Genomic DNA, 12095 nt, shown 5'->3' on the forward strand with positions numbered 1-12095 from the left:
GATTGGTGCACAGCCTGTTGCGCGGCCGTCCGGAACGGAACGTGCAGTAGCTTGAGATGCCTATGCGGACTCTCTCTCCGGAGCCCGGCGAGGTCGATCTCGCCGAGCGCTACGCGTATCCGGCCGGGACCACCTGGCTGCGGGCGAACATGGTCGCCAGCCTGGACGGGGCCGCGCAGCGCGAGGAGCGCAGCGGCGGCCTCGGCAACGCCGCCGACCGGCACCTGTTCCTGCTGCTGCGGGGGCTCGCCGACGTGGTCATCGTCGGCGCGGGCACGGTGCGGGCCGAGGGGTACGGGCCGGTCAAGCGCAGCGAGGGCTGGGGCGGCGTGCGGGACGCGCGCACCCCCGTGCCGCCGATCGCGGTCGTGTCCCGCACGCTCGACCTGGACTTCGACGCGCCGATCTTCACCGAGGCGCAGGTGCCGACGATCGTGCTGGCGACCGCGACCGCCGACCCGGTCCGGCTGAAGGCCGCGCGGGAGCGCGCCGACGTCATCATCGCCGGGAAGGACACGCTGGACTTCTCCGTCGCCGTCCGGGAACTCGCCGCCCGCGGCCACAGGCGCCTGCTGTGCGAGGGCGGTCCGGGCGTCCTCGCGCAGGTGGTGGCGGCCGGGCTGCTGGACGAGCTGTGCCTCACGCTGAGCCCGGCGCTGCTCGGCGGGCGCGCGGTGCGGATCCTGAACGGGCCGGCGGTGCCCGTCCCGCCGGAGATGACGCTCGCCCACGCCCTGCAGGACGAGGAGTTCCTCTTCCTCCGCTACGTCCGCAACCGGTAGCGGACGAACAGCACGCCCTCGTCGATGTAGAGAGCGGTCGGGTCGAGCGGTATCTCGGCGTCCAGGCCGTCCAGGAGGCGGGTGTGGCGCGGGCCGCCTAGCAGGGTCGGGGCGATGTTGAGGCACAGTTCGTCCACGAGGGACGCGCGGATCAGCGCCGTCGCCAGGGCGGGGCCGCCTTCGCAGAGGAGATGCTCGTAGCCGAGGTCTTCGCGGAGGGCCGTGATGGCGGCCGGGAGGTCGACGTCGTCTTCGCCTACCGCGACCACCTGGATGTGGCTTGGGGCGCGGTTCCGGCTGCTCTGTGACGTCACCACGATGGTGGGTGTCTCGGCCTCGGTGAACAGCGGGAGCGTCCAGTCGAGGTCGAGGGAGCGGCTCACCACGACCGTGGGGGCGGGCGGTCTCCCCCGGCGCGCGCGCAGATCATGACGCAGGCGGGCGGGGCCGAGACGCCCTGTGCGGACCGTGCCCGCGCCTACGAGGATCGCGTCGGTCAGTGCGCGCAGGGTCCGGAAGACGCGGAAGTCGGCGTCGCCGCCGAGGCCGTCCGTCCAGCCCTCGGCGTCGGTGACGGAGCCGTCCACGCTCATGACCATGCCGAGCCGCAGCCCGGGCTGGTCGCCGTAGGCGTCGTAAGGGTCGACGTGGGAGTCGACGTGGGAGTCGGCGTACGGGTCGGCGCCGGCGGCGGGCCCGGGCAGCAGACGGCGCATGACCTGCACGTTATCGGAACCCCGGGATGGTGTTCTGTCGGTGGCGGGGAGCAAGATGGCGGGATGGACCTGCCGATCAGCCCGCCGCTGCCACCGATGCTGGCCAAGGCGGTCAAGACCATGCCCAAGGGCGACCTGCTGTACGAGCCGAAGTGGGACGGCTTCCGCTGCATCGTGTTCCGCGACGGCGACGAGGTCGAGCTGTCCAGCCGCGGGAAGAAGCCGCTCACCCGCTACTTCCCCGAGGTGGTCGAGGCGGTGAAGCGCGAGCTGCCGGAGCGGTGCGTGGTCGACGGCGAGATCGTGCTGCCGAAGGGGACGCGGCTCGACTTCGACGGCCTCCAGCAGCGCATCCACCCGGCCGCGTCGCGGATCAAGCTGCTGTCGGAGGAGACGCCCGCGTCGTTCGTCGCCTTCGACCTGCTGGCGATCGGCGGCGAGTCGCTGCTGGAGGTGCCGCTCGGCGAACGGCGGCGGCGGCTCGTCGACACGCTGTCCGGGGTGAAGGCGCCGGTCCACGTGACGCCGGCGTCCGACTCCTACGAGCTGGCGCTGCGCTGGTTCGACGAGTTCGAGGGCGCCGGGCTGGACGGCGTCATCGCCAAGCCGCGCGACACCGTGTACGAGCCCGACAAGCGCGTCCTGTTCAAGGTCAAGCACGAGCGGACGGCCGACTGCGTGGTGGCGGGGTTCCGCTGGCACAAGTCCGGCCCCATCGTGGGGTCGCTGCTGCTCGGTCTCTACAACTCCGAAGGCAAGCTCCAGCACGTCGGGGTCGCGGCCTCGTTCACGATGGAGCGCCGCGCGGAGCTGGTGGAGGAGCTGCAGCCGTACCGGCTGGAGAACCTCGCCGAGCATCCGTGGTCGGAGTGGGCGAACCAGAACGAGGCGACCGTCGACCGGATGCCGGGCGCCGTGTCCCGCTGGACGGGCAAGAAGGACCTCAGCTGGGTTCCGCTGCGTCCCGACCTGGTCGTGGAGGTGGCGTACGAGGCGATGGAGGGCGCCCGTTTCCGGCACACCGCCCGCTTCCGCAACTGGCGTCCCGACCGGACGCCGGAGTCCTGCACCTACGAGCAGCTGGAGGTGCCTGTCGCCTACGACCTGAGCGACATCTTCAGCGGCGGCGCCACGAAGGCGCGGGTCGACCGCTGAGGCGCCCCGGGCCGGGCGCGGCGGCGTGCCGCGCCCGGCGCTCGGTCGCGGCCGGTCAGGGCTGGGTCTCGTTGTCGATGGTCTGCTGGATCAGGTCGCGCTCCGACTGCGCCGACATCTTCGCCTTCGCGTACGGGCGCAGATAGGCCTGGTTGACGCCGGGGACGCGGTCCTCGATGACGAACGTGGCCTTGGTGGAGATCTCGGCACCCGGCGTCCGGACGGTGGGCAGCGTCTTGAAGTCGGCCTTCATCTCGTCCTTGCCGATCGTCGTCAGCACATAGCCCCGCTGGTTGTTGTAGAAGCGCAGGTGCGGGTTGATCTTGAGGTAGGGGTGGTCGGCCGGGTTCGAGTCCGCGCCGTCACCGGTGCTGGTGATGGACGTGCACACCAGCTCGGAGCCGACGGTCTTCGAGTCGGGGTCGTCGTAGTCGGTCTTCAGGTCGCTCGCCCAGTGCGCGTGGACGTCGCCGGTGAGCACGACGGGGTTGCGGACCTTCGCGTCCAGCCAGCCCCTGGTGATCCGGTCGCGGGACGCGGCGTAGCCGTCCCACGCGTCCATCGAGGTCTTCTTGACCGGCCCGGCGGTGTTGTCGCGCTGCGCGAAGAACACCTGCTGGCCGAGGACGTCCCAGCGGGCGCGGGAGCGGCGGAAGCCGTCCAGCAGCCATGCCTCCTGCGCGTTTCCGGTGATGGAGCGCTTCGGGTCGGCGGCCTCGGGGCAGTCCTTGTAGCCGTCGCCGCAGCCCTGGTCGTCGCGGAACTGGCGGGTGTCGAGCATGTGGAAGTTGGCGAGCCGCCCCCACTGGACGCGCCGGTAGATCTGGATGTCCGGCCCCTTCGGGACGGAGCGTCGGCGCAGCGGCATGTTCTCGTAGTAGGCCTGGAACGCGGCGGCGCGGCGGGCGCGGAACGCCTCGTAGGACGGGGTGTCGGAGTTCGCCTCGGGGATGTCGTCCGCCCAGTTGTTCTCGACCTCGTGGTCGTCGAACACGACGAGCCACGGCGCCGCCTGGTGCGCGGCCTGGAGGTCGCGGTCCGACTTGTACTGGGCGTGCCGCAGCCGGTAGTTCGCCAGCGTGACCGTTTCGGGGCCCTCGTGGTCGCGGACGTTGCCCCCGGCGATCGTGTAGACGTCCTTCTTGTACTCGTACTGGTAGTCGCCCAGGTGCAGGACGAGATCGGGGTTCTCCTCGGCGAGTCGCCGGTACGCGGTGAAGTAGCCGTGCTCGAACTGGCTGCAGGAGACGAAGGCCATCGCGAGGGCGGGGCCGTAGGTGGCGGGGTGGGGGGCGGTGCGGGTCCGTCCGGCCGGGGAGATGTGCCGGCCGGTGCGGAAGCGGTACCAGTAGTCGCGGCCGGGGCTCAGGCCGTTCAGCTCGACGTGGACGGAGTGGGCGGACTGGGGGCGGGCGGCGGCGGTGCCGCGCCGCACGATGCGCCGGAACCGCTCGTCGGACGACACCTCCCAGCCGACGGGGACGGTGCGGGCCGGCATGCCGCCGAGGCCGTCGCCGGCGAGGGGGTCGAGGGCGAGGCGGGTCCAGAGGACGAACCCGTCCGGGCCGGGATCACCGGACGCGACGCCCAGGGTGAACGGGTCGCCGGGCAGGGTTAGGGAGCGGGGGGCGGCTGCGCGGGCGGTGCCGGGCAGGGCGGTGACGGCGGTGGTGGTGACGGCGGTGGCGGTGGCGAGACCGGTCGTGACCAGGAAGGTGCGCCGGTTCAGCGGGTGCGCGGAGTCTGCCATGGAGGAGCGACCTTTCGGAAGGATCCGGCATTGATCGCCGGACAGCCTCACGAAGATCGGTGACCGATGGGCGCCGCGCGGATGACACCCGCCGCAACAAAGACGATCTTTTGGGCGGCGTTAGAAGATCATGCAGAGCGACACGAAGGATGCTAGGCTGGCAGCTTGGAAGTTGCGCACAGAAAACCCAATCCTATAAATAGGAGTGTAGCCGAAGCATGGGACTCCGTCAAGCGGACGCTGTCAACCCCGACCGCGATAATTCTGTGCCGGTGCGCGTCGAACAGGCGTACGTGGACCGCGTGTACGCGAGGCTCGACGTCGAGCGGGCCAAGGCCGAGTCCGCGCTGCGCGACGGGCCGGCGGCGGGCGGCGGCGCCGCGTTCCAGGCGCGGGTGGAGAGCGCCGTCGCGACCGACGAGGCGGCCCGCCGGCTCGCCCGGCTCGGCGGTGTCGAGAACGGCCTGTGCTTCGGCCGGATCGACCACCGCGCGGACGCCGGCGGCCCCGGCGACACGTTCTACATCGGCCGCGTCGGCCTCCGCGACGAGGATCACGAGCCCATCCTGATCGACTGGCGAGCCGCCGCGGCCCGCCCGTTCTACACCGCGACGCCCGGCGCGCCCGGCACCCTCGCGCGCCGCCGCCACCTGCACCTGCGCCACCGCGAGGTCTTCCGGCTGGACGACGAGGTCTTCGACCTGGAGGGCCTGGCGGAGTCGGAGCGGCGCGGCATCGTCGGCGAGGCCGCGCTGCTGGCCACCCTCCGCCGCGGCCGGACGGGCCGGATGAGCGACGTGGTCGCGACCATCCAGGAAGAGCAGGACCAGGTCATCCGGTCGGGCCTGCAGGGTGTGCTCGTCGTCCAGGGCGGCCCCGGCACCGGCAAGACGGTCGCCGCCCTGCACCGCGCCGCGTACCTGCTCTACACGCACCGGGACGTCCTCGAACGGCGCGGAGTGCTCGTCGTCGGCCCGAACGCCACGTTCCTCCGCTACATCGAGCAGGTCCTTCCCGGCCTGGGCGAGACAGACGTCGTGCTGGCCACGGTCGGCGAGCTCTATCCCGGCCTCAAGGCGACGGCACGGGAAACCCCCGCGGTCGCCGTCATCAAGGGCGACCTCCGCATGGCCGACCTCGTGCAAGCGGCCGTCCACGATCGGCAGCGCGTGCCCGCGGACGGCGTCCACATCGACACCGACGGCCTCACCCTCACTGTGGACGCCGAGAAGTGCGAACAGATCCGTGATCGTGCCCGCGCCTTGCGTCTCCCCCACAACGTTCAGCGGCGCCGCTTCGTCCACGACATGCTGGAGGCCCTCGCCGTCGACCGGGCTGAGCAGTACGACCGCATCATGGACGAGCCCCTGGAGGAGATCGCCAAATCGGGAGGTCTCCCCACCTGGCTCCAGGAACTCATCGACGAGGCCGAGGACGAGCCCCTCCTGGACGAAACGGACCTCCGCCTGGCCAAGGAGGCCCTCTGGCAGGACCCGGCCGTCAGCAAGGTCCTCAACGACCTCTGGCCCGAGCTGACCCCTCAGCAGCTGCTGGCCGACCTCTACGCCTCCCCCGACACCCTCGCCCGTCTGGGCGCCCAGGCGGGCCTTCCCGACTGCGCGCTCCTGCACCGTCCAGCCGACTCCCCCTGGACCGTCTCGGACGTCCCCCTCCTGGACGAGGCCGCCGAACACCTGGGCAAGGACGACTCCGCCGACAGGGCCCGCCAACGCGAGGCCGACGCGGCCCGCGCCGACGAGGAGCGCTACGCCCGCGAGGTCATCGAGTCCGCCGGCACCACGAACCTGCTCTCGGCGCGCGACGTGATCTCGGCGAGCGACCTGGCCGGCCGCCACCACGACGGCGGCCCGCCCCTCACCACCGCGCAGCGCGCGCTGGCCGACCGCGAATGGGCGTACGGCCACGTGATCGTGGACGAGGCGCAGGAACTCTCCGAGATGGCCTGGCGCACCGTCATGCGCCGCGTCCCCACCCGCTCCCTGACCGTCGTCGGCGACATCGCCCAGACCGGCAGCGCGGCGGGCGCCACCACCTGGGGCCAGATGCTCGACCGCTACGTCCCGGGCCGCTGGCGCGAGCAGCGCCTCCTCGTCAACTACCGCACCCCGGCCGCCATCATGCGGATCGCCGCCGACGTCCTCGCCGCCGTCGACCCGGGCCAGACACCACCCGACCCGGTCCGCGACGACGGCCCGCCCCCCACCGCACTGGCGCTGCCGATCACCGAACTCCCTGCCCTCATCCAGTCCGAACTCGCCCTCATCACCGACGACGTCTCCGCCGAGGGCCGCCTGGCCGTCATCACCTCCGGAGCCCGCCACGCCGCCGTCCTGGACGCCCTCCCGGACGCCGCCGCCGGCGCCACCCCGGACGCCCTCGACGCCCCGGTCGTCGTCCTCACCGCCGAGGAGGCGAAGGGCCTGGAGTTCGACTCCGTCATCGTCGTGGACCCGTCCGGCATCCTGACCGAGTCCCCCAAGGGCGGCCAGGACCTCTACGTGGCCATGACCCGCCCCACCCGCCGCCTGACGATCCTCCACGACAACGACCTCCCGCCCCTCCTAGCCTCCCTGGAGTAGGACGGCGAGGGTCTGGGTGAGTTCGGCCTTGATGATCTGGCCGGCGGCGGACGGGTCGCCGGCACGGATGGCTTCGACGAGGGCGGCGTGGGCGGCGCGGCCGTGGGCGGTGTCGGAGGTGCGGACGTCGACCAGGGCGGCGAGGTCGAGGAGGCCGTCACGCAGGACGGGGGCGAACTCGGCGAACAGGTCGGCGAGGATCGGGTTGTGCGCGGCGGTCACGACGGCCGTGTGCAGGGCGATGTCGGCGTCGATGAACGCCTCGATGGCGGGGCCGGCGAAGGCGGTGTCGCGGGCGGCGAGGGCCGTGTCGAGGGCGGCGAGGTCATCGTCGGTACGGCGCTCGGCGGCCAGTTCGGCGGCGCGGACCTCCAGCATCATGCGGATCTCGTAGACGTCGGCGACGGAGGCGCGGCGGAGGCGGGCGGGCCAGTTCCCGTCCGGTTCGGTCGCGATGACGAACACGCCCGCGCCCTGCCGGGGCTGGACGAGCCCGGCGCCGGCCAGGGCCCGGAGAGCCTCGCGGACGGTCGAGCGGCCCACGCCCAGTTCGCCGGCGAGGGTCGTCTCGCCGGGGAGTCTCGTCCCGACCGGCCAGGAGCCGCCGGCGATCTGGTCGCGGAGGCGCTGGGCGGCCTGCTCGACGAGCGGGCTGGGCCGGAGGGGGCCGAGCGGAGCTCGTCCGCTTGGCGGCGGGTGGGGGCTGGCGGACGGTGGGCCGAGCGGCATCGAGGTTCCTCCGGGAGAGCAGACCACCAGGGTAGCTTCCCTCAGCTTGTCTGAGGAGCTGAGGTGTGGTTGGCTGGCGGGCATGTCGTGGCGGGTTCTCCTTCTCGGTCGCCGCGGCGGGGCCTGATCCAGACCGGCACCCCGCTGCGGGGTCCGGTGCTGCCGGTCGTCCGGCGATCACGAGGACACGCCCCATGGACTTCCCGACTCTGAGCACTCCCTCCGGCCCGGTGGCCGGGCCCTTCTGGAATCCGCAGCGCGGCAGCTCCATGCCGTTCCACCGGTACCGGTCGATACACGACCGGGTTCCGTCACCCGTCCCCGAGGTCGAGCGCACCTGGCCGTCCAGGCGTGCCGGGGAGGCGCCGCTGTGGGTGCCCGTCGACCTGCGGGACGGCAACCAGGCGCTGGCCGAACCCATGGACACGGCGCGCAAGCGGCGCATGTTCGATCTGTTCGTGACGATGGGTTTCAAGGAGATCGAGGTCGGTTACCCGTCGGCCAGCCAGACCGACTTCGGCTTCGTCCGGCACCTGGCGGAGGCGGGCGTACCGGACGACGTGACGCCCGTGGTGTTCACGCCGGCGCGGCGCGAGCTGATCGAGCGGACGTTCGCCTCGGTCGAAGGGCTGCCGAGGGCGGTCGTCCACCTCTACACGGCGACGGGGGCGGTGTGGCGCGACGTCGTGCTCGGGTCCGACCGGAACGGGGTGAAGCAGCTGATTCTGGACGGAGCCGCCGACGTCGCGCGGCTCTCCCGGCCGGGAGTGCGGTTCGAGTTCTCGCCCGAGACCTTCAATTTCACCGAGCCCGACTACGCGCTGGAGGTCTGCGACGCGGTCACCGGGCTGTGGGACGCCTCCCCCGACCGGCCGGTGATCCTGAACCTGCCCGCGACCGTCGAGATCGCCACGCCGAACGTGTACGCCGACCAGATCGAGTACATGCACCGGCACCTGGCCCGGCGGGACGCGGTGATCCTTTCCGTCCACCCGCACAACGACCGCGGGACGGGGGTCGCCTGCGCCGAGCTGGCGGTGCTCGCGGGCGCGCAGCGGGTCGAGGGATGCCTGTTCGGCAACGGCGAGCGGACCGGCAACGTCGACCTCGTCACCCTGGCGCTGAACCTGCACGCGCAGGGCGTCGACCCCCGGATCGACTTCTCCGACATCGACGAGATCCGCCGGACGGTCGAGTACTGCAACCGGCTGCCCGTCCACGAGCGGCACCCGTACGGCGGCGACCTCGTCTACACGGCGTTCTCTGGGACGCATCAGGACGCGATCGGCAAGGGCATGGCCCGGCACGCCCGCCGCGCGGAGGAGACGGGGACGTCGCCGGAGGAACTGCCGTGGGACGTCCCGTACCTGCCGATCGATCCGGCCGACGTGGGACGCGGGTACGAGGCGGTCATCCGCGTCAACAGCCAGTCCGGTAAGGGCGGGATCTCCTACCTGCTGCGCACCGGGTACAGGCTCGACCTGCCGCGCCGCCTGCAGATCGAGTTCTCCCGGGTCGTGCAGCGGGCGACGGACGGCAGCGGCGAGGAGATCACGGCGGCCGAGCTGTGGGACCTGTTCCGCGGCGAGTACCTCGACCCCGCCGGCCCGGTGTCCGTGGTCGGCTGGCGGACGGCCGGCACCGGCCCGGCGCGGCACGGCTTCACCGGCGTCGTCCGCGTGGACGGCGACGAGCGCGAGCACACCGGCTCGGGCGGCGGCCCCGTCGAGGCGCTCGCCGACGCCCTGTCGTCAGCCGGGATCAAGGTGGACGTCCTGCAGTACGCCGAGCACGCGACCGGCTCCGGCCCGGGTCATGCCGGGGAGACGGACTCCCGGCGGCTGCACGGGGCCATGGCCGTCGCCTATGCGGAATGCCGGGTCGACGGTGTGACGTCGTGGGGCGCGGGACGTGACGCGTCCGCGCTGACCGCGTCGGTGGACGCTGTCCTGTCCGCGGTGAACCGCGCGAAGCGCTAGTCGCGGCGGCGGCCGAGCGAGCGCCGCCAGGACAGGCCGGTGCCGGGGATCCGGAACGTCACCTGGCGGCGCCCGTCCGCCGAGCGGGTGTAACGGGCGCCGCGGGCGCCGACGCTGTGCCCGACGCCCTTCTTGGACAGGTTGATGCGGAACGGTCCCATCCGGACTGCTTTTCGGTAGCTCCATCCCATGCGGAGGGGGATGCCCGGACGATCTCCGGGCATCCCCCTTCCGCTTTACAGACAGACCGAGATCACCATTTCGGTCAGGCCGGAGGGCGCAAGGGCAGGAGGTGACCAAATCCGGTCCGAGTTCGTCGTGCGCCGCCCTTTACCCCGCGTCCCGCGGCGAGGAGCGTGTGCCCCCGTAGAGATCATTTTCTCAGCCTCGGAGGTGCGGGTTGGCCAGGCGATCCCTGAGACGAACCCGGCGGACGATGACGGTGGCCGCGCTCACGGGCGCCGCGCTCGCCGGCGCGGGCGGCGGCGCGACGGCGCTGGCCCAGCCGTCCCCCAAGATCGTGGTGAAGGGCGGCGTGACCCAGCCGGTCTTCTCCTACAAGGACGCGATCCGCGAGCACGTCTACGTCGAGTCGAGCGTCGACAGCGACCAGGACGGCAAGAAGGACCGCGTCAACGTCGACATCATCCGGCCCAAGGAGACCGAGCACGGCCTCAAGGTCCCCGTGATCATGGACGAGAGCCCGTACTACGACAACGCGGGACGCGGCAACGAGGGCGAGCTCAAGACCTACGACGCCGACGGGAACCCGGTGAAGTTCCCGCTGTTCTACGACAACTACTTCGTCCCGCGCGGGTACGCGTTCCTCGCCGTGGACATGGTCGGGACGACCCGGTCCGACGGCTGCCCGGTCAGCGGCGGGCCCACCGACGTCCTCGGCGGCAAGGCCGTGGTCGACTGGCTCAACGGCCGCGCGAAGGCGTTCACGCCGGACGGCGCCCCGGTGCGGGCGACGTGGACGACCGGCCGCACCGGCATGATCGGCAAGTCCTACGACGGGACGCTCGCCAACGGCGTCGCCGCGACCGGCGTCGAGGGGCTGGAGACCATCGTCCCGATCTCGGCGATCAGCAGCTGGTACGACTACAGCCGCATGAACGGCGTGAAGTACTGGACGGACGAGCAGCCGTGGCTGGCGAGCTACGTCGACACCGACCCGCCCGAGAAGTGCGCCGCCGTCAACGCCGGCCTGGACGAGGGCGAGGACGACGCCACCGGCGACTACAACGCGTACTGGAAGACCGCCGACTACCGGAACGGGACGATCGCCCGCGCGTCCCGCGTCCGCGCGAGCATCTTCGCCGCGCACGGCGTCAACGACCTGAACGTCAAGGACGACCAGTTCGCCGAGTGGTGGAGCGCCCTCGCGCGGCGCGGCGTGCAGCGCAAGGTATGGCTGTCGCAGCGCGGCCACGTCGACCCGTTCGACATCCGCCGCGACGCCTGGGTGGACACCCTGCACCGCTGGTTCGACCACGAGCTGCAGAAGATCCCCAACGGCATCATGCGGGAGCCGCGCGCCGACATCGAGATCGGCCCCGACCAGTGGATCACCCAGCGCGACTGGCCGTCCCGGGACGCCCGGGACATCGTCCTGCGCCCCGGCCCCGGCGGCGCCCTCGGGCTGGAGCGCGCATCCCGCGGGACGACGGCGACGTTCACCGATGCCCCCGGCCCGCGCGGCGACGGCCACTCCGAGGGCGCGATGGTCTCCGACCCGACGACCGCCCAGCCGTACCGGTCCGCCTTCGTCTCGGGCCCGCTCCCCGCGACCGGACGCCTCTCCGGCACCCCCGACGCCCGCCTGAAGATCAAACTCGACAAGCCCACGTCGAACCTCACGGCACTGCTCGTCGACTACGGGGATGACACCCGCGTCGACTACCTCGGCTCCGGCGCCGGCATCCGGACGCTCTCCACCGAGGACTGCCACGGTGAGAGCACGCCCGCCGACGACGCCTGCTACAAGCAGACCGAGGTCACCACGGTCACGTCCCCCGTGAACGTGGTCGCGCGAGGCTGGCTCGACGCCCAGAACGCCCGCTCGCTGAGCAGCCCGAAGCCGCTGAAGCCGGGCCGCTACTACACCGTCCGCTGGCAGACGCTCAGCCAGGAGTACCTGCTGAAGAAGGGCCACCGCCTGGCCCTCGTCCTCGCCGGTACCGACGCCGACTACAACACCGAGACCCCGACGGGCGCCCAGGTCACCGTCGACCTGCGCGGCAGTTCCGTCACCATCCCGGTGACCGCCGCCGAGGACGACCCGGCCACCATGATCGCCCCCGCCCAGCCGCGGACCGCGTGGCGGGGCCCGGCCCAGGTGACCCTTCCCGTCCAGGAACGCGACCTCTCCTGACCCGCGG

The 12095-nt window shown here is 72.1% G+C and carries 9 protein-coding genes; 5 read left to right on the plus strand and 4 right to left on the minus strand.

The window, feature by feature from the left end:
* Positions 1-62 precede the first annotated feature (62 nt).
* Positions 63-782, plus strand: coding sequence for a pyrimidine reductase family protein (locus AL2_RS20680; protein ID WP_067635787.1), 720 nt, complete (start codon positions 63-65; stop codon positions 780-782).
* On the opposite strand, the gene AL2_RS20685 is transcribed toward AL2_RS20680, so the two are convergent.
* Entirely contained in the window at positions 764-1498 is a 735-nt protein-coding gene (locus AL2_RS20685) for a dihydrofolate reductase family protein (RefSeq protein ID WP_067635789.1), read from the minus strand. The two genes, AL2_RS20680 and AL2_RS20685, sit on opposite strands and share 19 nt — an antisense overlap.
* Before the next feature lie 63 nt (positions 1499-1561).
* Here AL2_RS20685 and AL2_RS20690 point away from each other — a divergent pair, with 63 nt between their 5' ends.
* Complete coding sequence (locus AL2_RS20690; protein WP_067635791.1) at positions 1562-2653, plus strand: ATP-dependent DNA ligase; 1092 nt, start codon at positions 1562-1564, stop codon at positions 2651-2653.
* Between the two features lie 55 nt (positions 2654-2708).
* Here the strand turns inward: AL2_RS20690 and AL2_RS20695 are convergent, their stop codons facing one another.
* The gene (locus AL2_RS20695) at positions 2709-4403 is read right to left on the minus strand and encodes an alkaline phosphatase D family protein (RefSeq protein WP_083946721.1); all 1695 of its coding nucleotides are present in this window, start codon (positions 4401-4403) and stop codon (positions 2709-2711) included.
* A 218-nt stretch (positions 4404-4621) separates the two neighbouring features.
* Here AL2_RS20695 and AL2_RS20700 point away from each other — a divergent pair, with 218 nt between their 5' ends.
* Positions 4622-7003 carry a HelD family protein gene (locus AL2_RS20700; RefSeq protein WP_083946722.1) on the plus strand — a complete coding sequence of 794 codons (2382 nt, stop codon included), beginning with the start codon at positions 4622-4624 and terminating at the stop codon, positions 7001-7003.
* Here AL2_RS20700 and AL2_RS20705 read toward each other — a convergent pair.
* Positions 6986-7732: a FadR/GntR family transcriptional regulator gene (locus AL2_RS20705; protein WP_067635795.1), complete on the minus strand. Its 747-nt coding sequence runs from the start codon at positions 7730-7732 to the stop codon at positions 6986-6988. The genes AL2_RS20700 and AL2_RS20705 overlap by 18 nt on opposite strands.
* A 194-nt stretch (positions 7733-7926) precedes the next feature.
* Between AL2_RS20705 and leuA the strand changes: the two genes are divergently transcribed.
* Complete coding sequence (gene leuA, locus AL2_RS20710; RefSeq protein WP_067635797.1) at positions 7927-9711, plus strand: 2-isopropylmalate synthase; 1785 nt, start codon at positions 7927-7929, stop codon at positions 9709-9711.
* Here leuA and AL2_RS20715 read toward each other — a convergent pair.
* On the minus strand, positions 9708-9935 hold the full coding sequence (locus AL2_RS20715) for a DUF4236 domain-containing protein (protein WP_312032862.1): 228 nt from the start codon (positions 9933-9935) through the stop codon (positions 9708-9710). The genes leuA and AL2_RS20715 overlap by 4 nt on opposite strands.
* Positions 9936-10147: 212 nt before the next feature.
* Between AL2_RS20715 and AL2_RS20720 the strand changes: the two genes are divergently transcribed.
* Complete coding sequence (locus tag AL2_RS20720; RefSeq protein WP_157438262.1) at positions 10148-12088, plus strand: Xaa-Pro dipeptidyl-peptidase; 1941 nt, start codon at positions 10148-10150, stop codon at positions 12086-12088.
* Positions 12089-12095 lie beyond the last annotated feature (7 nt).

The sequence above is a fragment of the Actinomadura latina NBRC 106108 genome (assembly GCF_001552195.1).
Taxonomy (GTDB): domain Bacteria; phylum Actinomycetota; class Actinomycetes; order Streptosporangiales; family Streptosporangiaceae; genus Spirillospora; species Spirillospora latina.

Bases quoted from the DNA above. Each gene is read 5' to 3' on its own strand.
- AL2_RS20680 (WP_067635787.1), top strand. From the start codon at position 63: ATGCGGACTCTCTCTCCGGAGCCCGGCGAGGTCGATCTCGCCGAGCGC.
- AL2_RS20685 (WP_067635789.1), bottom strand. From the start codon at position 1,498: ATGCGCCGTCTGCTGCCCGGGCCCGCCGCCGGCGCCGACCCGTACGCC.
- AL2_RS20690 (WP_067635791.1), top strand. From the start codon at position 1,562: ATGGACCTGCCGATCAGCCCGCCGCTGCCACCGATGCTGGCCAAGGCG.
- AL2_RS20695 (WP_083946721.1), bottom strand. From the start codon at position 4,403: ATGGCAGACTCCGCGCACCCGCTGAACCGGCGCACCTTCCTGGTCACG.
- AL2_RS20700 (WP_083946722.1), top strand. From the start codon at position 4,622: ATGGGACTCCGTCAAGCGGACGCTGTCAACCCCGACCGCGATAATTCT.
- AL2_RS20705 (WP_067635795.1), bottom strand. From the start codon at position 7,732: ATGCCGCTCGGCCCACCGTCCGCCAGCCCCCACCCGCCGCCAAGCGGA.
- leuA (WP_067635797.1), top strand. From the start codon at position 7,927: ATGGACTTCCCGACTCTGAGCACTCCCTCCGGCCCGGTGGCCGGGCCC.
- AL2_RS20715 (WP_312032862.1), bottom strand. From the start codon at position 9,935: ATGCCCGGAGATCGTCCGGGCATCCCCCTCCGCATGGGATGGAGCTAC.
- AL2_RS20720 (WP_157438262.1), top strand. From the start codon at position 10,148: ATGACGGTGGCCGCGCTCACGGGCGCCGCGCTCGCCGGCGCGGGCGGC.